This window comes from Actinoallomurus sp. NPDC050550 (assembly GCF_040655075.1).
GTDB lineage: Bacteria > Actinomycetota > Actinomycetes > Streptosporangiales > Streptosporangiaceae > Actinoallomurus.
Map to the genome: position 1 here is coordinate 38,133 of NZ_JBFAJC010000033.1, position 25,196 is coordinate 63,328.

The 25,196-nt window shown below is 70.7% G+C and carries 1 protein-coding gene (only partly in view); it reads left to right on the forward strand.

Features of this window, described 5'->3' with window-relative positions; genetic code table 11:
* On the forward strand, positions 1-24,771 hold the 3' portion of the coding sequence (locus AB0I04_RS35225; protein WP_360894575.1) for a protein-glutamine glutaminase family protein. It extends 23,724 nt beyond the left edge of the window; the window shows 24,771 of its 48,495 coding nt (coding positions 23,725-48,495); the start codon falls outside the window, past its left edge; it ends in the stop codon at positions 24,769-24,771.
* Positions 24,772-25,196: the final 425 nt, after the last annotated feature.

Here is a 25,196-nt window from a genome sequence, read left to right on the forward strand (position 1 = left end):
TTCGCCGTTCCGGGTCTGCGGGGCGGCGCGTACTCGGGTCTGATCGATGTCGGTGTGAGCCACGAGGTGCAGGCCGGCGGCTACATCTTCACCGTCATGCTGGACGGGGAGTTGCGTGCCCTGCGCGGGGAACCGGTGGCCGACAGCGATGTCACCGTGGACTCCCAGCGCAAGGGCGTCGCGTCGCTGGATGTCGCGGAGGAGAAAGGGCTGTCCGTCGGCGGCGGCTTCAACATCCGGTTCCGGCTCAAGCTTTGGAAGCTGTTCAGTGTCGACCTGGACGTTCTCAGCTTCTTCGCCAAGCGCGGCTGGGCGCACAAGATCGTCGACAGCACTGGCGTCAAGGAGTACCGCCGCGACAAGGTCTCCGGCCCCGTCACCTGTTTCGAGTACGACGCCGCGTACGCGTCGGCCGTCACCACCCGCCGGCCGTCCGAAGGCGTCGTCGCGAACCAGACCCGCCACTACGCCGGCGACGAGTACCGGACGGTGGTGATCGTCCCCGACAAGTATTTGCCGGACAAGCCGGTTCCCGCCGACGAGATTCTCGCCTTCGGCGAGGCCACCGTGGCGAGAGGCCGGCTGGACGATGACGGCCTCAAGCGGCTGGCCGGTCGGCCCGACGGGCAGATGGGCACCGAGTTCGATCTGAACAAGCAGGGCCTGTCCGGTATCTCGGTCAGTCTGTCCGGCCTCGATGAGATAGCGACGAACCTGGCGCAGATGGTGGCAGGGCACAACAAGACGTCCTGGGTCGGGACGAAGGCCGATCCCTTCCAGCAGGTGCTCGCCAAGATCGTGCCGTCCGGCAGCCGGTACGGCGTGGCGCAGCGGATCCTGCGCACCGGCACGCAGACGTTCCTGGAGGCCAAAACCCGGGCCCAGCTGAGTAAGCGCGGCCTGGCGATTCCGCTGCCACCGACCAAGGACGGCTGGAAGCAGGAACTGCGGATCCGGATCCGTACCTTCAATGTCCGCTACGAGCAGACCGTCGACGGCGCCACCCTGGAGCAGTACACCGAGACGGACCCGCGGGTCGCCGAGGAGTACAGCACAGAGAACTCTTTCGAGGCCGGCGCCGGGCCCGGTGGGGTCTTCCGCCTGGGGATTCCCAAGGAGGAACACGCGGAAGGCGACCGGACGACCAGCCAGAAGACGAGCAACCAGCTATCGGCCGGCGTCAGCGGCAGCGGCGAGATGTCCCGGGGCACGCACCAGAGCGATCAAGGCGGTGCCCTGGATCTGAACCTGGGCACGTATTCAGGGCACAGCGAGCAGTTCCGCGCCGAGCCGGTGTACACGCTGGAGTACCACCGCTGGCGCGAAGGACGCCGTAAGGGCTGGCGCCGGGCCGCGCACTGGGGCTCTCACCCACGGGTCTCCTACCGCTCCATCCGGCACGTGAAGATCTCCGGAGGGTTCGAGTTCCTCGTCCCCTCTGTGCGCGCGGTCGACCATGGCCTTTCCGTCCGTGACGATGTCCCGGTCAAGCAGGACGAGCGCCGGCATGTTCACCCGGACCTCGCCCTCGCGGCCGCGTATGTGGAGAAGGTCAACGCCGAAGACCTCGTCGACGTCATCGAGGACCTCCTCGGCGGCGGCCTGGAGCCGGAGATGCTGCGCGCGGTGGAGGCGGTCTACTCCGAGGACGCCATTCGCGCCCAGTTCCTCACCGCGCGCAGGGCCGCGATCCACCAGATCTTCAAGAGCCCGGCGCAGTTCTGGCGGGAACGCAGCCTCTGGGAGTACCTCAAGATCCCCGCGCAGCTGGAAGGCACGCTGCACACCGGCATCCGGGTGACATTCGAGGAGCAGACACTCGGCTACGAGAGGCCCCGGCCCGACGTCAGGGTGACCACGGGTGGGCAGGGCTTCGTACAGAAGGGCAAGGGCCGCAGCCGCGGCCGCGCCTACCAGGGGAGCGTTTTCTCCCACGGGCGGTGGGCCACCGCCCCCAAGGGCTTCCGGCCGGCCGGTGGCGGGAGCATTGCGTACAAGCACGGCCACAAGACAACGATCGGCGCGAACAAGGTCGCACGCGATATCCGCCGTGCCACCGCCAAGAACACCTCGCAGGAGTTCACTCACAAGGGCACCTTCCGCGTGGAGGTCTACCACCACTACTCCTCGAACGAGCTCTTCCGCCGGGCCGGGCAGCTCATCGGGCTCGCACCGAACCTCGTGGAGGTCTTCACCCGCGGGGAAAGCCGGCACCTGTGGCAGCGCCTGTTCCCGCCGACCCGACCATCGGCCGCGACAACGCGGATCCCCGCCCGGGCGGCGGTCCTCGTGCCCACTCATCTGACCACCACCGCCCCATCGGCCGTTGCGAGTGCTCCGGCCGGGCCGGTACGAGCGGCCATCACGCGCACACCGCCCCAGCCCGTCTCCGCGCTGGCCGAAGCGCTCGCCAAGCACGTACAGGCGCTGTCGATGCCCAGAGCCGACCAGCTACCGCAGTGGGCTCCGGCCGCCGCGATCCCCTGGCGCCGGATCGACCACGAGACGGTGGCCAAGGGCATCCCGCCGATCGTCGATGACTTCGCGCCGACCCGGCAGGACGGCCTCACCGTGGCCCTCGACCTGTCCGAGGAGAACCTCAAGGCCAACATCGACCTGCTCCTGCACGCCGCCTACCACCTGCCACTGCTGAACGGCGAACAGCTGACCGTTCAGCTGGTGCCCACCCGGGGACGCTGGGTGCACCGCGGCGAGTACACCGCGCTCAACTTCCCCGAGGAGGCCGAAGAGCCGGAACGCGAGACCGAGGTGAGCGGCGGCTGGACCCGCAGTCTCGAGTTCGACCTCGGCCACAAGGTCGGCGAGCCGGTGCAGAAAGGCGCGGAACAGCCCTTGAGCGACCCCGGGGTGTCGCGCGACCGGGGCCGCGAGACCGTTCGTGTCCAGAAGAACTCCACCGGCGACTACGTCGAGTCCAACCGGCAATACGACGGCGACTTCGACTACTACCTCTTCGAGGCCGAGTACCACATCACGGGCCCGCACGGTCACCACGTCGTCGTCCCCGTCCAGGACGGCTTCTTCGGCATGCTCCCGGCCACCGAGGTATGGCGACTGATCGACGACGGGGCCCTGGACATCGAGCCGCCTCCCCTGGGCGAGGACCGGCTTCCCGCCGAGTGGGCGCAGGAAGGCACCCTCCCGCCCGAGGCCACCGCGCACATTCTCCAGCAGGCCGGCGGGGCGAGCGCGCTACGCGACCGGACGCTGCGGCTCTGGACCAAGGCCGAGCACCTGACGTCGGCTACCACCGCGGCGCGGCGGCTGACCACCCAGACCGGCGTTCCGGTCGAGCTGCTCATCCACGAGGACGACGGCTCGATCAGCCGGTACCCCGTCACGAGCACCGCCGAAGCGCCGCCCCTGACGGAGCCCGCGGAGACGGAGTCTGCGGGGCTGGAGCCGCCTGCGGAGACGGAGCCGCCCGCGCGGGCGAAGCGGGTCCGGTGGGCCGACGGTGAAGGCGGCGTACTCGCCGAGACCGCCGATCCGGAACCGGCCGGCAGGCGTGCCCAAATCAGCGCCGACACAGGCACCGTGGCCGCACAGGACCGCGATGACCTGCGGATCCTGCCCGCCCTGGCCAATGAGCCACGGCGGACCGGGAGGGACGGGGACCTCTCCGACGCGGATACGTCGGCGGCGGTGTTGAACCGGAGTGAGCTGGACGACCTGTGGAGCGGCGCGCGCCGGGTGCTGCGGGACGCCGGTGTGCCGGACGACGGGGATCGGGCCGCGACGCTGCGAGCGCGACTGCCTGAGCGGTACGCGGCGCTGGCCCCATGGCAACGAGTGAACGGGATGCGCGCCGCGGGCGAGGTGATCGCACAGATCGACCTCACCGAAGCGAGCTGGGGCCTGGACGGCGCGGGATCCGGCGCGACGGCCGAGCATCCTTTCCTCGCCGGGCCGAACGAGGCAGACCATCGTGATACCGAGACTCCGGGTGCCGATGCCGACCGTCCGCTGGCGCGGATCCTCGAGATCGCGCGGGATGAGTTCCTCCTGACGAACGTCGAGCATGAGGCGGACCTGGAGCCGTTGCTGGCCGGCCTGTTCGGTGCGGATCACGATTGGACGGTTCGGGATCTGGTGGCCCTGGCCGGGCGGACGATGGCCGGCGGGCGGGGCGAGATCGGCGCCGGCGACCTGTTCCGGCAGTGGGGGGCCGAGGGGCTCGTCGAGGAACTGGGGAGCCGCCTCGGCGTCATTCCCGATGCCCTGAGGCGCCATCTCCCCGGCCTGGTCGGGCTGTTTCGTGATGCGTGGCCGATCGCCGCCGAGCGGTTGGACGGGCCGGTCACGCTGGATGATCTGCTGCCGTTGGTGCGGGCGACGCTCGACCCGGCGGCCGATGCGGTGACCGCCCACCAGGTGATGGACCTGGTGAACGCGGCGGAGGCGATCGAGCGGAGCGGACACCGGCTGACGGTCGCCGCGCTGGAGCTGCATTCGGTGCGGCTCGGCGCCGGCGAGCATGACTGGGCGGGGCGCAGCCGGCTGGCGTTCGCGCGGCGGCTGGTGGGCGGGAGCCGGATCCTCACTACGGAGGAGGCCGACGCGGAGCTCTGGCGGGCGCACACCTGGGTGGCGGGGAGGCTCGTCAAGCAGGATCCGGCGGGGCGGGCGCCGGCCCTGGCGGCGGACGTCGTCGCCGACGCGGTCACCCTCCAGCATCTGGTGGACGGCCGGGTCGACGTCACTGAGGGCGGGCGGCTGCGTGACCTGCACGTGCTCGGGGAGCTGATCCGGGAGGCACGCGGAGACGAGGCCGTTCCCGCGCCGCTGACCCGGGGCAACGTGGACGCGTTCGTACGGCGCGTGCTGGGCCCCGATTCCGGCGACGGGCTAGCGGAGATGGTGTCGGCCGTCGTACGGCCGGCCGGGAGCGGGCCGGTGACGGTGGAGTCGGTGACGCGCAGTGCCGCGTTCGACCGGCTGGCCCGCCGGCACGGGATCGGCGTCGCGGAACGGGCGAGGGCCCGGCTGGTCCTGGGGTTCGCGCCGCGGCTGGGCAACGGGCGGGCCACAGAGCTTCTCGCGCTGCAGGCCGAGGTGTACGGCCGGGTGGATCCGAGCCGCGCGAACGAACTGGAGGGCCTGTACTGGCTGGCCGACCTGGTGCATTCGCTCGACACCCGAGCGTCTCGGCGCGGCCCGCTCGGCCTGGACGCGTTCGACGTGCTGAGGCCCGCCCTGGGCTCGGCCGCGGGCGACGACCGGGCGGCGAACATCCGGAGCCTGGCGACGGCCGCCCTCAGCGCCGACCTCGGGCCCAAGGAACGGCTGACCCTCGCCGGGCTGCGGCGGGCGCACTGGATCATGACGGCCGGCGAGGACGAGCGGCGGATCGTCGAGGAGTTCGAGCGCGAGGCGGCCGCCGATCACGAGGGCATGCGGCGGCTGTTCGTCGAAGAAGTGACCTCCGTGCCGGAGGAGGACTTCGCGGCGGCGTTCGACGGCCTGGACGCGGTGCTGGCGACCGTCCGTGACGTATACGGCGAGGTGATCCTGGGGGAGCCGCGCGCCGGTGCCGGGTTGCCGGCCGTCGGGCGGGCCGATCTGCTGCCGATGGTGCGGCATCTGCTCGACCCGCGGGCCACCAGCGTCACCGAAGACCACGTCAGTGCCCTGGCGCGGGCCGCGCGCGACCTGCGCGGCCAGCACCGTCTCGAGGGCCGCGAGGTAACGCTCGCGGGCCTGGAGACGATGCTGGCCGCCGACCACGACCGGATCGTGTGGGCGCGCAACCTCATTGAGGAGGCGGGCGGACACACGTCGGCCGCCGCTCCCCGGCCGCGCGTGGTCCACATCGGTGCCCGGCGGCTCGACCTGAGCCTCAAGGCGTCGACGCGGTTGCGGGTGAACACGGTCACCCCGGATGCCGTCGCGTTGCAGCACCTCCTGGACGACGGGTTCGCTCCGGGCCGGCGGCGGCGCATGGCGGACCTGGACCTCCTCGGGCGGCTGCTGCGCGACGGCGTACCGACCGGTGGTGATCCGCTGCCTCCGCTTCGCGTGGGCGACGTGGAGCGGGTGGCGGGCGAGGTCTTCGGCGCCGGCCGGCCGGCCGATGTGAAGGTCGCCGCCGGCAGGCTGATCCGGCTCCTGCGCGAGGCCGGGACGCCGACGCTCGCGGCGGTCAAGGCCGCCCACGCCATCGACGCGGTTCCGGTGCCCGGCCGGTGGAAGCGGTTCGGCGCGGTGGGCTGGAAGGCCCTGATACCAGGCGGCACCCGGCGGGCCCGCGACGTTTTCGCCCTGCACCGTGAGCTGGGCGGCGGGGTCACGCACGCCGAGCTGGGGGCGCTGACGGCGGTACTGCGCGACAGCGAGCCGGGACTGCGTCCGCACGGTGACCCGATGCGCGCCGGTGACTTCGAGCGGTTGAGCCAGGAGGTCCTCCGGCGCCCCGCGACCGCGGACAGCGTCCGCAGGCTCGCCGGGCTGGCCGGGACCGCGACGGCGCAGGGCAAGGTGACGCCGGCCGCGATGCGCAGGGTCGCGGCGTTCGAGGCGCTCCGGCAGGAACTGGGCACCGCTCATCCCAGTGACCGCAAGGTCGAGGCCGAGGGGTTGCGCCGGGCCTTCCCCGCGGTGGCGGCACAGATCCCGGACGAGCTCACGGATCCGTTCCGGCGGATCGTCGACGCGATCAGGGCCCTCGACCCGGGACGGGCGGCCGCGCTGGAGGGGCCGATCGGCCGCCCGTTGCTGGAGCGGTTCGTCAAGGACGTGACCGGCGACGCCGCGGTCACCGCGGACGCCGTACGCGGTATCGCCACCGCGTGGCGGGAGCTGAACACCGCCGGGGCGCCGCGCACCGTGTCGGAGCTGCGCGCCCGGTACGCCCACGGCCCTGGAACGGCTCCCGCGCCCGCCGCCACGGACACCAGTGCGGGTGCGTTCACCCATTACGGACGCAGGCTCGGTGCGCGGTGGCAGGTGTTCAAGCGGTTCGTGACGCCGCCGCCGGTCGAGACGAGACTGCGCAAGATCCAGGACGTGGACCTCGCCACGGGCACGACCGTGGTGAGCGCGGCGCGGCAGCGTGACCTGGAGGAGGTCCGGCAGCGCCTGATCGAGGACGGCTGGAACCGCGCGGTACGCCTCACCACCGACGGGAGCGTCCCCGGCGACATCGACAAGCTCACGATCGCCGGCCTGGCGTACGACGTCCACGGCCGCTTCCCCGACGGTGTCGAGGAGGTCGTGGCGTCCGGGAGCCGTCCGTGGTCCTCGGGGATCGGCAACCTGCTGCGGATCTTCCGGAGGGAGTACGGCGACCAGTACCGGCAGGTCGAGGGCCGGGTAAAGCTCGATGATCTCGCGCCGATGCTGGAGTCGCTGGCCGGTCCGGGCGTGGTCGAGGGCGCCGCCGAACGCCGGGAGCGGCTCGGGGCGCTGATCAACGCCGCGTCCGCCGCCGGGCGCGCGTCGACCGTCGAGCAGGCCGCCGCGACGATGCGCGACGTCGTGGGCCCGTGGCGGCGGATCGTCACGCGGATGGCCGGGCACACCGGCGGAGACCAGGGGAGGGCCGTCAGGACCGCGGCCCTGTGGGTCCGGCTCACCCGGCCGGAGTCGGGCCTGCGGCCGCAGGACGTGGCCAGGCTCGTGGAGGTCCAGGAGCGCGATCACCCCTCGGACGGTCACGTACGGCCGTTCGACCTGACCGGCCTCTACCGCCCGATAACGCGTGACCTGCTCGGCGGTGGAGACGCGACGCTGCCGAACCTGCGCCTGCTGGCGGCCCGGCTCAGGACACTGGCGCCGCCGTCGGAGGCGCTGCCCGCGCGCGCCGACCTGCGACGGGCCACCCTCGCGACCCGCTGGAACCCGCCGCGTACCGGGGGCTCCTACCGTCACGACCCGGCCGGCCGGCGGGGGGACTTCAACGACCGGATCCCCGGCCTGTCCTACTTCAAGAACATGCCGCCCGAGGACTTCGACGCCCTCCACCAGTGGATCAACGACCTGCTCCCAGGCGCGGCGATCGGCAAGGAGGTCATGAAGAAGGCGCTGCGGTCCGGCCAGGGCGCGGTGCTGGACGGCGGGGTGCCGCTGCGGACCGAGATCGATGGAAAGTGGTACCTCATCGAGGCGGCGGCGCACTCGACCGCCGAACCGCGCAACGAGGGCGCTCCGGTCAAGGTCAAGCTGGAGAAGCGGGAGAACATGTCCCGCGACATCGGCCATGCCCGGGCCGCGAAGTCCGGGTGGATCGCCGGGCCGGAGGGGCGCGGCGGGATCTCGGTCGGCGACTCGTTCGCCTCCTTCTCGACGACCTCCGGGTTCGCGGTCGGCTATGGGCGGGAGAAGAGCGGCGACTACGGGATCTCCCAGGGCTCCTACAACTACATGAAGCCCGGGGACGACTCCCAGGAGCTCGTCGTACCCGCGTCCTGGTCGGCGCGGATCAGCGAGGTCGGTACGGGGCGCTGGTTCGAGACCGAATGGCGGGTCGGGGACCAGCCGAAGATCATCGACCTGCGTCTGTACACGCCGAAGCACCTCGCGGGCGACCCGAAGAGCAGGAACCGGATCGAGTTCGACCGGGCCGACGCCGAGGCGCTCGACCTGGCGAACAAGCATCACCTGGTCGAAGGCACCGCGGTCATCGGGAATCTGCTGGGCTCGGTGCGGGCGGCCATGGGGGACAAGGAGTACTTGTTCTGGGAGCCGGAGATCCATGACCAGTACATCAACAAGGACGCGTTCGCCTCACTGGTAGTCGCCGCCCACACCCCAGGGGATTGGCGGTCGCTCCCGCGCCTCATGCTGCGGCACGGGAACCGCTACCTCAACATCGCCTTCGTCGCGAAGGCCGTCGCCGCCGAGATGGTCGGGGCCGCGAGCAAGAACACGCAGTTCGACCGGCTCAAGCAGATCTACGTGAAGAGCGGGGCGACCAGCAGTAAGAAGTGGACGTTCAAGTTCACCACCACCGGCAAGCTCAAGCTCTTCACCGGCATCCTCGCGGGCCGTTCCCGCGTGAACCTCATCTGGAATCGCGAGCGCTTCTGGTCGAACGCGCACCAGCAGACGATCCAGCGGGCGATCCGCGCCAAGGACCTGTCCCAGGTCTACCGGCTGTTCTCCGACTATCACCTGTTCGTCAGTTACGGCGAGGACGGCGCCGGGCCCGCGACGAGCCTCGCGCTGGACCCGGTGTCCGGCAGCGTGCAGATCCGGCTCCGGGACATTCAGGTCAAGGGGACCAAGCTGGCCCCGCTTCCCGAGGGAGAGACCGCCCCGGCGCCGAAGGACGCGCCGACGCTCAGGACCACCTGGTGGATGCGCGGCGAGTACGGGCTGGGCCACGGCACCCCCGACAAGCTGACCGGGATCGAGAACCTGTACGACGACATCGTCCGGGTCGGTGCGTCCTCCGGGCTGTTCCCGCGCGCCGCTCTCGGGCCGTCGGGGCGTACGCCGTGGCAGCACCTGCAGACGCTGAGCAGCACCGGTGACGAGCTGACCGCCGACGACCGGCTGCACCGGAACTGGAAGGCCCTGGTCGAGCAGGTCTCGGACCAGACGCTGTCCCGCGAGGTCGACGACCTGGCCGGCACCGGAGCGATCGTCGAGCTCGAAGGCGAGAACGACGAGACCGTGCCCATCCGGATCAGGATGAGGTTCCTCGGCACCGGCTCCCACCAGGGCTCCGACTCGTACATGCCGATCGATGTGAACATCGACGTGTACGCGACCACGGTGGCTCGCCTGAGCGGGTTCCAGAAGGAGACCACGCCGCTCGAGCTCATCGGCACCGGCCACCCCAACGAGTCGGATGGAAAGCCCGACCCCGGGGGAGACGCGAGTCATACCCGCAGCAAGCGGACGGTCACGAAGATCAGCGACGTCACGTCGATGTCGGTGATGAGTTACATCCGCAGCGAGGGCGGCAGCGCCCTGTTCGACCGGCCGGCACGGTACGACTGGTGGCTGGGCGAGCAGAAGAAGGGCGCCGTGGCCGGCGGCGTGCACATCTGGTACGCCGAGAACCTCCTCGACGGCGAGACGCCGACGCCGTACCGGCCGCTCGACACCACCGCCGACTCGCCTCTCAACGGGCTGGAGATCGCCGGGTCCGCGGCTCCCACCGGGCTGGAGGGGCTGCAGGACAAGGTGATCGCCGGTCACGGCGGCAACGCGACGGACGTCAGGAGGGGAATCACCAACACGCGTTTCCGCAGCGATGTCACCCGGATGCTCGGCGCCGGAACCGGCGTGAACGTCGGCGGCCGGACACTCCTGTGGTCGGCCGAACCCATCGGCAGACCCCAGATCCTGAAGCTTCCCAAGGCCTACGTCGAGGCCAACCGCGAGGCACAGATCGGACGGACGAAGGAGATCGAGGAACGCGCGGAGCAGAGCGCCGCCCTCGGCGGAGGACATCACCCCGGCCTGTCCAGTACGGCGGAGGGCAACGCGCTCGCGACGAAGAGCGCCGGCCGCGGAACGGCCACCGCGAACTCCGACGGCCGCACCGACGGGAACTACCGGACGCTGACCAACACCGCCGCGATGGCCCAGGTCCGCACCGCCGTCCGCCACTCGGTCCTGCTGCCGGACGGCAATGTCGTCAAGCACGACGCCGAAACGATCATCACGGTGTGGCCGGACAAGATCTTCGCGGACCCGGACTGGTCGACCAAGTGGGACGACCTGACCGGCAAGGCCGCGGCGCTCGCCCCGAAGGACCCGAAACCCGAGCTACGGCTCAGCCCTCCGCCCGCCTTCCAGGAAGGGATGATCGGCGAGGCCGGTTACCCGAACCGGATCGGGCAGCTCAAGGGCCTGGGCGACGAGCTCACGTACGCGGCGCACGACCTGGGCGGTCCGGAACTCGCGAGCCAGGTGGCGCCGGCCGTGGCCGACCTTCCCATGGGGATGGTCGAGGTGCGGGACGGCGGCTGGAGCCGTACGTTCGGCGTCGGCGCCGACGAGTACCAGCTCATCGTCGAGGGCGAAGAGCTGGCGCCCGCGGAGTTCGAAGAGCTCCTCTCGGGCGCCGGCCTCAAGTCCTACAAGCGGACCAACCTCACCGACGGGCGGAAAGACGCGAAGCTGGCCAGTTCGCAGTACCAGCTCACCGGCGTGAGCCCGCTGCCTCTGGACGACGCCCCGATCGCCGTACGGGTCACCGGAACGCTGCAGTCGGCCGAGGGCGCGGTCGAGCGCACGGCCGGGAACATGCTCGTGATGAAGGGAACCCGGCCGAAGAAGCTCGCCGAGTTCCAGCAGCCGACGTTGCTCACCTTCATGTTCCTCAAGAACGGCAGACCCGCCTCGTTCAGTTCCGCGCGCGGGCGCGCCAAGGCCGAAGGCCAACTGGTCGAGGACATCTCCTATCTGTTCCCGCAGGAGGGAACCACCCTCGACGGCACCCGGACCGGAGTCATCGACATCCGGCTCAACACCAGGCCATCGGCGATGGATGAGATCATTCCCTTTGACTTCCGGGTGATGAAGGCGCTCTTCCAGGCGTTCAAAGCCGCCGGCGGGAGGGACATCTCCGCCGCCGCCGACAAGAACTCGCTCACCCGCGAGAAGCTGGGATCGGAATTCTTCAGGCTCGACTCGGCCGGGCGCTTCGGTGCGGTCACGACCGGCGGCAGGACCGTTTCGCTCCCTGGCGGAGTGGACGTCAACCTCACCGGCCTTGTCGCGAAGCGGATCTACGCGTCGACCGGTGGCGAGTTCGAGAACTACGACCACGAAACCCAGACCATCGGCCAGGAGGCCGCCGAGTCCGGCAAGAAGACCCTCGGCTTCCTCGTCAAGGGCAGCGGCGGGATGCCGGGTGTACCGGTGCACGGGCTCGGCTACCTGGGCGGGAGCTACAGCAAGTCGGATGCCAGCGCGGAGTCGGCGTTGATGTCCACCGAGTCGCGCATCTGGCGCCGCCAGATGGTCACCTTCTACAAGATCCTCGCCGACTTCTCCCTCGAACTCGTCTTCCCCGGGGGGAGGACGACGACGATCCGCGGCCTCATCGACATCGCGGCCACCGATGAAGGCGCCCTTTCCCTGAACATCCCCCAGTCCGTGCTGGAACAGGCGGTCGCGGACCGCAAGGACCTCATCGCGCGAACCGACAGGGCGATCGAAGAGGCGAAGAAGCCCAGGGAGGAGCCCCCGGCGACCGAGCCCAAGGAGGCGGCTCCGGCGGCGGAGGTCAAGGAAGAGGCCCCGCCGACAGAGGCGACACCGGCGCTCCCGGAACCCCCGCCTGTGGTCGAGACCGTGGACGACCAGGACGGCGGTTCGAAGCTCTCGACCGGGCCCGACGAGGCGTACTTCGCCGGCCGCCTGGCCGAGCTGCTGGACGGGGAGCGGCCGGACCTCGCCATGGAGGTCCTGGGGCAACTCCGGCTGCGCCGTTCGCTCGAGGACGGGCGGACCGCCGACTCGTTCGAGGCCGCGTTCGAGGAGCACACCGGCGGAACGACCCTGGCGGAGGCCATGGATCGCGCCGTCACGGCCGGGTGGGCGCCGGAGGAGCTGGTCGAGGACGTCCTGCGGTACATCGGCCGCGTGGAGGAGTTCAGCCTCGGCGCCCCGCCGCCGGGCCCGATCGCGGTCGGCCCTGGCGAGGCGCCGACCTCGCTCCCGCGCGCCCTCGCGTCCGCCCGCGACCTGCACACGCTGATAGAGGAGGAAGACGCCGAGGGGGCCTTCACCCAGTTGCGCCTGATGCGCGGGGATCTGCGCCAGGTGACCGCCGTCATGAGCGCGTACAAGTACCTGTACGGGGCGTCGGCCGGCGTGCGGCTCGCCGAGCTGTGGCGGCGTCAGTACAGTGGCGACCCCTCACATCGGTGGAACGAGATATGGCCGGCCGGTGCCGCCGAGAATCTGTTCAGCGGTCCGCGTCCGGAACCGGTTCCCTACGAGCAGGTCGTGCGCTGGTACGACCGGCTCGTCGAGCTGCGCTTCCATCACCATGTGCTCGGCGCCGTCCCCGTGCCGAACGACTATCTGCGGGACGGCTGCTTCCTGCGGGCACACCTGGCGGCGATGCAGCTCCTCCAATGGGGTGCGCCGGTCGGCAAGATCGTGGCCACTCAGTTGAGGCCGGATGGCTCGGAGGGGCTGTTCGTGACCTCCGTCGACGTGCCGGGCTCGCTCATCCCGACGATGGCGCGGTGGGACTACCACATCAGCTCGGTGGTGTGGACCCGCGATGCGCAGGGGCGGCCGGGGTGGATGGTCGTCGACACGGCGTTGCACAAGGCAGGAGAGCAACGGCGGAGCGGACTGCTCACGGCCGGTGAGTGGCTGACCCGGATCGGAGTCGATCCTGAGAACGGCCGGAACCTCTTCCTGACCGGCCCGCTCGACGACGTCCACGCGGCGATGTGGGCGGACTACGGCAAGGCCCCGTCGACCTGGAAGTTGGAAGAAGAGGAAATACCTCTTCCGCTCGGCCGGGCCGCTGCGGCCATCACGGACGTGAACCTCATCCAGCCTCCGACGGCGCGTCCGGACCGGCTGATGGTGGAGGACTGGAACCTCCTCCATTGGACCGGTGAACTGGTCGGTCAGGCGCGGGACATGGGCGAGCTCAGATACGCGCGGCACGCTGTGCGGGTGCTGCAGGATGCCCGCGCGGCCCGCCTCTCGGCGTGGGCCGTGATGCGCCTGCTGGAGGAGGAGCTGGGCGGTCCCAGCCCGAGGTACGGCACGCTGAAGCGCTACCCCGCCGTGGTCCTGTCGCTCCGTTTGGTGCTCCGCGAGCACTACGAAGACGTGGCCGGCAGGTTCTTCCCCGAGCCGGTCGAGGGCCTTGAGCTGTCGGCCGAGGAACTGACCGACGCGCTGGCCCGTACCTCCCCTGATTCGCACATCGGGCGGTCCTCCGAGCTGTTCACAGAAGCCGAGGAACCGCAGCGGCGGCCCGCCCCGCCGGCCGGCTGGCCGCTGTGGAGCCCCACGACGCTCACCGACGCGCCGGACCGGCCGGCCTCGACCTTGGAGCCGTCGTCCGGCTTCGACCCGATCACCACGGGTCCCGAGGACACCGAGTCCACGAGCGCGCCGGTCGATCCGGGTCCTCGCGTCGCGACGGTGACCATCGACGGCGTGGCCCATCCCGTGCACGCCGTGCGCGGCGACGGCCGGTGCTTCTACACGGCCGTCGGTGAGGGCGCGGCGCTGCAGGGCCTGGACCACGCCGGGTCCGGGGATGGTCGCCGGACGCTGAGCGAGCGGGTCGCCGCGTACATCGAGCAGGGCCCCGACGCCTTGGCGCACAACCCGCGGCTGGCGGACGACCCCGTCGACATGCTCGCAGACAACGTCGCCGCGGACATGGGCGAAGAGGACCTCATGGAGCTCCTCGGCGTGGACGCCGCTCCGGCGCAGACGCCCGAGCAGAACCACCACGTCGAACGGCAGGTGGACAACGAGCGGTGGCGGGCGTTCCGCCGCGAGCTCGCCTCGACGCTGCCGCCACAGGACGCCGAGACCATCCGTGACCTGCCGATCGCCGTGATGAAGGAGTTGTTCCCCGGTCACGTGCCCGCCCCGTCGCCCGACGACGCGCGGGTGGCCGCGGCGGCCGCGCGCGCCCAGCGCCGCGGACCTCTGCTGACAATGCTGCGCGACCAGCTGGGCGGCACCGGCGAGCAGGCGGCGCGGGCGACCACCGTCTGGCAGCGTCTCCTGCGGCGCAGCGGCGGTACGGAACTGCTGGAGGTCGCCCCGACCCCGGCCGTCGCCCGGGAGATCGGCACCCGTGCGCTGACCGCGCACGCCGCGCGTACGCCGGAGTCGTCGTGGCAGGTCGTGTTCTACGACTTCGTGCCGCCGGCCGCCGCCCGCGCGCTCGACGTCGACATCGTCACCGTCAGGGGCGACGACGACAGCGTCGTCGTGCTGCACCTGAATCCGGACGCGGAGGGCGGCACCCTCCATGTCCACTACGACGGCGGTACGCACTACCAGACCATCGGCGCAGGCGTACGCGTCGCGCGCGCGCCGAGCACGCCCCCTGTTCCGGCACGATCCGAGAGCCGGACCGAGGTCCCGGCCCCATTGCGTCTCGTGACACGAATGATCGAGCTCGCCGAAGCGCACGGTGCCGGCGACGACCACATCCAACGCCTGCGCCACCTTTCGACCCGAGCCGTCGAGAGCCTCGAACACCGGGGCGCCGAGGCGCGGGCGGACGGCCGTACCGCCGGCGAGGTGGTCGGCTCGGTGGTCCGCCTGGGCCGGGAGTCCATCGGCTCCTACACGTCGGCGGGCGCCCCGCGACTCGACCCGGATGACGGGTTCCGCCTCGCGGAGACGGACTCGGCCGGCGTACCGAACGACTTCGTGCGCTGGATCCGGGGCACCGGCCTGGAGCCGGCGGAGACGGGGTCGATGAACTCCTGGCAGGCGGTCCTGATGGCCGCCTACCGGGCCGGCGCGGTGGACCGGGACTGGCTGGTCCGAGTCGACGACGCGGCTGCCGGCGCCGCCTTCACCGCCTTCGAGGCGGCGAAGGCAGCGGGGACGGAGCGGGCCGACGCGTTGGGGCATGCGGACCGGGCCTTCCTCGACCGGACCATGCGCCTGGCCGGCTCGGGTCCGGTCACCGAACACGCGCCGGGGCCGGACCTGACGGTTCCCCCCGGTCATTGGGTGACGATCGGCGACGCTCGTAATGTCGGCCTCGCGCTCGACACGTACGACGCCGATGGCCGTCAGGAGGTGCTGACCCTTTCCGCCGGGGCGCTGCGCGTGATGACGATCGGCGCGTGGGCGGCGGAGTTCGGCGGCGATCTCCCCGTCACCTCGATGGCTCCCGCCTGGGCCAAGAAGGGGGCCACGAGCGGAGTCGCCGAACCGGGTACGAAGGTCGCCAAGCCCGCGCCGTTCGCGACCTGGGCAGCGGGCAGGGCCGGTGCGCGGGTGAGCAAGGTGGCGACCGAGCGCGCGTTCGACGCCGGTCCGGACTTCCTGAAGGTCACCCAGCCGCGGGACGGCGATCCGCGAGTCGGGCGGACCGTGCTCGTCCGTGAGAACGTTCAGCTGATCAAGGCGCCCAACGGCCAGGTGGTCCGCAACCATGCGGTGGTCCTCCCGGTGAAGCCGATGGACGGCGTCACCGCCGCTGACGCGGAGTGGCTCGCGGAGCGCCTCAACCACGAGCTCGACGTCTACTTGAACGAGCGCTACTACCAGCTCCCGAAGTCGAAGCAGCAGTTGTACGCGGCGTTGCGGCTGGTGGTCTGGTCCGAGCACGGAGAGGCCGTGGGCCTCTGGCCCGGCGTGAGCCCGGAAGGGCGGCCCGGCGCCCGCCGATGGGGCCTGGGCGACCCCATCCACCGGCTGCTGCACGAGGTGCTGCACTATCTCGGGCTGCCCGATGAATACCTCGAGGAGCTGTCGGTGTTCCGGCGGTCGGCGAAGTCCCCGGCCGTCCGGACGGACGGCCTCATGTCGGACGCGCGGTACCACCCCTCCCAGCCGATTCCGGAACGCCATCTGCGCGTCGTCGAGGACGTCGTCGACAGCACCGCCGTGCTGTACGACGCCGCGCCGGGCTCTGCGGTCGTGGAGGGGAGCGTGCCGCCGGAACTGCGGCAGGTGGTGGGCCGGCGCGATGACGTGCCGACTCATATCGGCCCGTTCACAGGCCGACGAGAATCGCTCGCGACGCCGGCGCGTTCCGGGGAGTCCCGGCGGGCCGTCCGGGGTGTGGAAGACCTCGAGGATGAGTACCTGGATGACACCGCGTTCGCCCCAGAGACTCTGCTGACGGATCAAGAGGGCCGAGCCGTTGGGCGGGACTGGGCGGGTACTGGGAACGGCTCACTTCTCCTCTCCTCCTACGCCGTGACGGACATCCACGGCCGGTTGAGCACGTGGCGGGCGCCGTGGTCGAATCCGTACTTGATCACGACCGGAACCGGGCACGACTGGTTCGATGTGATCACTCCGAGGGGGAGCTTCAGAGCGACGAACTTCGAAGTGATCGCCTCGATCATCGCGTGGGACCCGGAGCTTCCCCAGCGGGTCGACATCGTCCTGGTGATGAACGGTGTCACATCGGCCTTGGCGGAACAGGTCGCCGGTGCGACGGGATACCGCACGTGGTACACCGGCGAGCACGTCGGTCTGATCACGGACGGGATGACGGGTATATCGCACGTGACGCTGGACCATGTTCGCCGCGGCATCGGCAAGGAATGGAACGTGGCCGCGCCGGGCGGCGCGGAAACCGGCCATGACCAGCGGGAGGTATCGCGGCCCGGGCCAGTGACCACGGATCATTACGGCGTCATCGACAGGCGCGGTACCGGCATGCTCTTCCGCTGGCCCGGTGACCTGGGACTTGACTGGCGATCCCCACGGGCGATGGAAGGGGTGCCGGACGCCCCGGAATTCGTCACGATGACGCAGGACTACATGGAGGCGTCCACCTCCGACCGGCCGAGACTGCGAATTTCCGAAGACCGTTCCCTCGCCATTGAGAATGACTCCCAAGGGCAGTGGGTATTCGCGACGGCCGAGGCCATCGCGCGCTCGTCGGCCGAACTGGCGCGGGTGGCCGGTGGAGTGCGGCTCGAGGTCGACGAGGACCTGGCCATCATTCTTGCCACCGAGGATGGGGGAAGCCGTCGGCTGCTCAGCGTCACTCCGGTTTTCCCGACGCGTTCAGGGCGGTCCACCGAGGAGGCCTGCCGGGACTTCGCCGACCTGGTGTCCGGCGGTAATCGCACGTCGCACATGGTGTTCCGCGACCCGGAGGGCGGTGCGGTGACCACCGCGCCGGTCAACGCGTCCGACGGTGCGGAGGTCACCGGTACCCATCATCTCGCCGAGGCCCTGGCGCAGGTGGCCGACGGGGAGATCCGGCCGGAGGACGTGACTCCGGAGTGGGCGGCGGCCCAGGTGCGGAGGGATGACCGACCGCTCGGTGGCATCGACGGCCCGCTGCCCGGTGAGGGGTACGGCAGTGCGCTGGCCCTTACCATGGCCAACACTCCGCGACGCGATGCCCTGTCGGACGCCGCGCGTCGTATCGGTGTCAACGAGTACGCGTGGGCCGGCGTGGGTGAGGGCTATGTCATCCAGTCCATAGCCGCGCCGGGTGCGGAGGGCCAGCCGAGCCTGGAACACAACTTCGCCAAACCGGACGCACCGGTACGTGAGTACGACTACTTCGGCTTCCACTTCGCGACGGTCCTGCTTGCCAGCGAGGACGGCACCCATCAGATCACCTTGGAGAACCACGCACGTAGAGGACTGTGGACGTACGTCCGCCGAGAGGCCGTCCAGAGGAACCTGCGGAGCTACTCGCTGAGCGAGTTGCGGGAAATGACGGAGAAGCTGCGTGCGGAGGTCGACAGGCAGCAGGGCGCAGGTCTTGACGATCATCTTTCCGAGGTGCGGGGCTACCTCGGCCTGGCGGTGGCACTGACCAAGGCAAAGCTGGCCGAGCAGGCGATGAGGGTAAAGGCACCAGGGTCCGACGAGCACGGGGCAGCGGAGGTGGCGTTGGACAAAGCCATCGAGCGCGTCATGATCAGCATGGGACGCGTCGACTCCGTCATCCCGAGCGTTCACCAGTGGTACCTGCGCATGTTCTCCCAGAGGCCCGGCGAGAGCATCCACGATGCCAGCGCGGAGCTACTGGAACCGGAGGACCCCCCGGCCGAGGTCAACCCGCTCACCGGCGTCGTGCTCCGCGGTCATCAGGCCCTGCCCGTGGTCATCGGGTTCGCCGAGGGGACCGACCAGCCGGTCAGCGGCCCGGGGCTCGCCGTCAAGTACCTGGCGGCAGTGGTGGCCAGAGTGGGCCTGTGGAATGTTCCCCATCGACTGAGCCCGCCTCGCGTCATCATCACCGGTCACGCCAAGACCGGTCTTTTCGGCAAGCAGCTCGGGAAGCCGCGTGCCAACGCGGCTGAGGCCTGGTTCGTCAAGGAGCTGGCCGATGAGCTGAACGAGCGCCAGGCCGGTACCCCGTTGCCGCATGTCACCGTCGATCAGTTCGAGATCACGCAGGTCTTCGTAAAGACGCCTGGTGATGACGTGACCGTCTCGTTCGATGATCGCCGCGGGGGGCCGCGTACCCTGGCGACCCGTGTTACCGGCGGTGTGGGGCCGGGCGTGAGCAGGTCGGCGACAGGAGACGGCAACCCACTGGCGCTGAGGGTGGTCGGCGACCCCGATGACGCGCCGATGCACGCCGCCGCCCCCGCCCCGCCGTCCCGCCCCGCGACCTCTTCCGGTTCCGGCGGCGGCACCGCCGAGCTGGCGGTCCGGCCGGCGGAGGGCGAGACGTTCGGCCGGGCGCTGGCGCGGGCCCTCGACGACAACACGTCACTCCTGCCGAAGGACGCCTCCCTCCCGAAGGACGCCACACCGGCCGACCGGTTCTTCGCCGGCCTGAAAGAAAAGGACCTGCCGGGCTCCGCGCCGCGCGTCGGCAAGGCCGCGCGGGTGCCCGTCGACGTCCTCCGGCGGGCGGGCATCCGGCTGAAGGGCGGGCAGGAGGCGCAGGCGACCCTCCAGGGCGGCGAGTTCTCCATCGAATCGCTGGGGCTCGATCGCGTACAGCGGTTCCGGGTGGCGATGGAGCTCGAGTCGGCGAAGACCCCGGAGATGCGGGCGAAGCTGGCCACGGCGCTGAACGCCGTCGCCCGTCGCCTGGGGCTGCGGATCGTCCTCGGCGAGGCGCCGGCGGAGAGCGCTCCCGCGGCGAAGGACAAGAAGAGCGTGCGGTGGACGGATGAGGCGGGCGGCGACCTGGTGACCGTCGCCGGCCCGGCGAACGAGCAGTCCACCGAACCGGCCCTCGAACCCCCGCAGCCGAAGGAGCCGAAGGGCAAGGAGCCGGTGCGCGCCGAGCAGCGGCCTCCGTGGTATCTGGATTTCGACGCGCTCGGCGAGGTGTCGGTACGCGGCGTGGACCCGTGGCCGGAGGACGACGTCCAGCTCTGGGCGCACCACGTCGCGAGCGGCTCCCGGCGGGCGGACGACACCCCGGCGCTGAGCGAGGGCATCCAGAAGGGGCTGCGGAAGATGCTCCGGACCCGCGACCGGCACCAGTGGGGCGCTCTTCTCCAGTCCGGGCACCTGCTCGTCGCAGACGAGCGCCTCGTGTGGCTCCGGCCGGTGCTGCGCGACGTACGGCTGAGTCCGCAGCAAGCGTCGGGCGCGATCCGCGAGTACGACGTGTCGTTCGCGTCGATGTCGGCCGGGGGGAGGACGAAGCGGGAGTCCTCGGTCGGGCTCGACGGCATGCTGCTGACGTTCCTGTCCCTCGGCCTGCAGACGGCCTCGGCCATGGTGCCCGGCCTGCCGGCGTTCGGCATGAGCTCGGCGGACAAGCGCTCGGAGGAGTGGGAGCTCCAGGTCATCGCGGGGCGCAAGCTCTTCGTGGCCAAGACCACCGGCTTCCGCGCCGGCCTAGCGGTACGGGTGTTCGTGGACGGGCAGGAACGCCCGAACGACGCCGTGCTCCCGACGCGGTTCGACGTCGCCCTGCCGAAGGACTTCACCGGACCGGACGCGCCACGGCCCGAGGCGACGGAGGAGACGGTCGGCCAGATGCGTACGGGACGGCGGCCATCGCAGTCGGCGGAGACGCTCAACGCCGCCGACCTGATCCCGGTGGTGGCCGAGCTGCAACGGCGGCTCCGGGAGCACGGACTGCCGGCCAAGTCCGTGCTGACCGTGATGAAGGAGGTGGGTGAGGAATTGACCGAGAAGTCGGCGCGCAACCGCAGCCGGCTGCTGCTCACCAGCCCCTTCCCGACGAAGCGGGTGAAGGTGCCGGTGAGCCTCACCAGCTCCTTCGAGGGCTACTTCCTGATCAGCGCGAACATCGAGACGCTGCAGTACTTCGGTGACAGCGAGGTGACCGTACGCGGGGACACCGGCAGCGCCCTGGTGGACAAGTCGGGGCGGGACAACGACAGCGGGGCCTCCATGGGCTTCGGCCTCGCCACGGTCGGGCTCACCGACCCCGCACACGACGACGGCATCGGCACGGGCATGGTGCAGGGGCCGAGGCTCACCTTCGAGTTCTCGCGCGCCGCGGGCAACGGAATGACCGAGGAGGCGCTCGGGCACGTCGTTCTCAACCGGAAGTCGATGCAGGCACGGTACCGATCCGGGCTGCGTTTCAACGTGGACATCCGCTCGACCACGCACAAAATCCCGATGGTCTCCAAAGTGGTCGAGTCCGAGGTGGGGGTGCCCAAACCCGAGGCGGCCGACTTCGAGCGCCGGCTGACCGGCTCCGGTCTTACGGGCGGCGAGCTCGCGCAGCGCCGGGTGCGGACGCTGCTCCGCGAGCCGGGCGGGGTCGTGCCGAAGGAGGCGCACCGCCGCCCGCGGCGTCTGGACGACGTGATGCCGGTGGATCCGCGGCACCACGAGCCGCTGGCGCTCGCGAGCCGCCGGGGCATCGGCTTCGGCACCGCCGCGACCCTTCCCGGCGCCGAGCTGGTGCACGAGCAGCTCCGGGCCGTCGTGGAGCAGCGGCACAACGCGCTGGCGAAGGGGGCGCAGGTGGACTGGTCGGCGGCGGACCTCCAGATGGCCACGTGGTTCAGCCGGCCGGCGCTGGAAGCGGACCTGTCCACCACGATGACCGGCATCGAACACATCGTGCGGGTCGGCGGCCGCGACTTCCGGCTGTCCGCTCGCGCGCACCTGATGGAGCGGCTGCCGCGCGAGCAGACGCCCTACTCCATGACGGTCAACCTGCGGGCGCTGGCCGCCGCGTCCTCGAACGGGCACCGCTCGACCGAGCTGGGCATCAAGTTCGCGGCCGGGTTCGGCGCGCGGGTGACGGCGTTCAAGTGGCTGCGTCTCGTGCTCGGCGCGTTCGGTGTGGAGGCCGGCTACTCCTACACGCCCAAGCGACAGCTCACCGGCGGCGTCAAGTCCTACCGCCGCACCGAGACGACCGGCCAGGTCGACGAGCACACCTACAACGTGATCTACACCTTGTCGGTGCGCTCGCCGGATGGGCGGCTCGACGTCTGGTGGATCGACCGGAAGGGGGACGTCACCGGCCGGGTCGTCCTGCCACGGGAGCACCGTCCGGTGATCCCGCCGACACCGGAGGAGATCACGGGGGTGCTGGGGACCTTCGATGAGCTGATGCTGTGGCCGAAGGGCGCCCACGCCCCCCTCACCCGCGGGGTCTCCGGCCTGTACCCGGCGTTCTTCGTGCTGCCGGAGCTGCCGCGGATGATCGCGGGCATGTACGCGCGGTCGAACGACCTTCCGAAGAGCTGGCTGGCGGACCCGGACGCGTGGCCGGGCGAGATCAAGATTTCGACGCGTCCGAACCAGCTCGCCTCGCACTTCGCGGCCCTGACGAGCCGGACCGGGCGGTACGTCGGCCTGCCGTCCGGCGAGGACGGCTGGAAGCAGGCACTGCGCATCCGGATGCGCGGGTACCGGCCGCGTCATCTGTACTCGAGCGACGACACCGAGATCGAGCAGTACGCCCAGGGCAGCGCCACGTACAAGGACGAGACCAGGCACAAGCTGGAGGCGGGCCCGACGGCCTCGGTGGGGCCGCAGTTCCGCCTGGGCAGCGACGCGGAGTCCCACTCGGCGAGCCCGGAGGACGGCGGCGGGGCCGGCCCCGCGCCGGGGAGCGGTCACGGCGGCGATCCGGGCGGGCGGATCCAGGCCGCCGGGCATGCCCACGCGCGCTGGGAGTGGGAGCGCGAGAGCGGCAAGGAGCGGGGCCCGGTCGAGATCACCCGCGCGACGTACGGCGGGCGGACGCACACCTTCCGGATGGACCCGGTGTTCGAGGTGACCCTCATCCGCTGGAGCGGCGACGAGGTCACCTGGCGGACGCTCTACCTGCGCGCGCCGGACGCGCTCGACGTCGTCATCCCGGAGCGACGGATCTTCGACCTCGGGCTGACCGCGCCGGACGCGGTACCGCCGGTTCCGCAGCCGCCGACGCGGCACGTGCCGCCCGCCCTGCTGCCGGGGATGTCGTACCCGGAGACCATGGACGCCGAGGACGTCCTGCCCCGGATCGAGGCCTGGCTGCGCGAGCAGGACGTGCTGCGCGCGCTGCCGGGCCACGGGGACCGGCCGAACCTGCTGACGCGGGAGCTGGAGGCTGCGTACTCCTCCGACGCGCTGCGCAACCAGTACGGCGCGCTCACCGGCTCGGGCGTGGTCCGCTGGATCCCGCTGGCGCGGCCCTTCGGCACCGTCCGTTACGTGTACGTCCGGGTTACCGCCCGCACCGCCGCCGCCGACGAACAGCTGCCCCGGCCCGACGTGAAGCTGACCCTGCGGGACGAGGCGCAGCGCAAGGCCACGGATGCCAGGACCTCGGGCTTCGAGTACGGCGGCGGGTTCGACGTCCGGGCCCGCCTCGCCAGGGAGGGGCACGACGGCCCCCACGGCGGGATCGAGGGCGGCGGCGGGTTCGAACGCTCCTCCGCTCATGGCGCGGAGAAGACCGACCGGACGCTGGAGATCTATCGCGCCGGCACGCGGGAGGGGTCGCAGGAGTTCAGGCACCGGCTGGCGTTCCGGATCGAGATCGGATTGAGCGGCGAGCTCCCGGAGATCGTCAACCTGGCGGCACGCGGCGCAAAGCTCACCGCCGTCGGCCTCGGGCGCCTCATGCACGCCCCGAGTCTCGGAGACCTCTGGTACGCCCACGGGATCTTCCTCGAGCACCACGTGATCGAGCCCGGCCGGAACGGCGTGTCCGGCCGCGTCCGGTTGCTCGTCCCCGACCACATCGCGTTCCTGGACGCGCCCGCCGCGCCGTCCGAACCCGTGCTCGGGGAGAACCCGGCCTGGGACGCCCGCCGGCTCTGGGCCGGACGCGACCCGAAGGCGGTCGCGACGCTCATCGAGAACCTCCACCCGTGGGGGGTGCCCTTCGCGGACGCGGTGGAGCGGTGGGCCGGGGTGCCCTCCTCGCCGTTCGGGCGGCCGGAGGATCTGAACGCCCCGCGCGCCTGGCACGTCCCGGGCCTGGACTTCACCACCCCGGAGGGGCTGCGGTACCTCCACTTCACCTCGCAGAACACCATCCGGCCGGAGATCAAGGACCTGCTCCGAAACACCTACGAGGTACCGGTCGGCAGCCGGAAGACGACCGTCGGCGTGGAGATCGTCGGGGCGGTGGTCATCGGCCCGGTGGACGGGGCGAACTTCAAGGGCCGGAACTACACGCAGGAGTCGGAGGCGGACAAGGACACCTTCGAGGACTCCGGCAGGTGGCACCTCTCCTTCGGCGCCGAGGCCGGCGGCGAGGCGGGCGCGGCCAGGGAGCAGGGGGTCGGCGGCGCCGAGTACGCCCGTGAGCTCGCCGAGGAGATGTCCGGCGAGCTGGGCGGGACCGACGAGACCAACAAGGAGGCCACCCGCAGGTACCGGCATTACCGGTTCTCCGTCGACCTCATCCTGACCGGCCGCTACGGCTCCCTGCGGCTGCGCGCGCCCGGCGGCCTGTACGGGATGCTCCCCCTGGAGGAGAAGCCCGGGGGCGGGTACCAGCTCGTCGGAGGCCTGGAGGAGTCGCTGCCGGACCTGTTCTCCCTGCTCGTCGAAGAAGAGGAAGAGGAGCGCGAATTTGAACTGGACCACGACACCTCGACCGACGGCGGCGAACTTCAGGACAGCGTCGCGTGGCAGGACAGCAGCTACAGCGTGCCCGATGAGAACGGTGTGAAGGCGTGTGTCAATGTCGCCGTCGTCCCGGCGCACGTCGCGATCGGGGTATCTCTGCGGAAATGATCTTGATAGGTAGATGAGAGACCGCGAAGATCATCCATCGAATTCGGAGGGATTCGAAGCCATGACCATTGTCGCGGGGAATGAGCGTGTCGGCCGGACCGGTGTAGCGACTATTGTCCCGGCGGCGCCCTGCGTACGCATGAGATTCATGCTGCGGAGAGTCGCGTAAGCCTTGCCGACGGTATTGCGATTCACGCCAGCATTTTCGTGGCGCGCCTGCGCCTCGTTGGTGACTACCCCGCGTTACAGGAGCCACCCCGTTACGGCTTGAGCCATCCCAACCTTACACCGGACCGGATGCCTCCACGGCAGGGACCACCGACCAACACGTACATATCCGGCGAGCTAACATGGCTCTCGCTACTCCATTCCGTCAAGGGCAAGACCGCCGGCGGCGATATTTACCTTATAGGGTGATTCTTGAC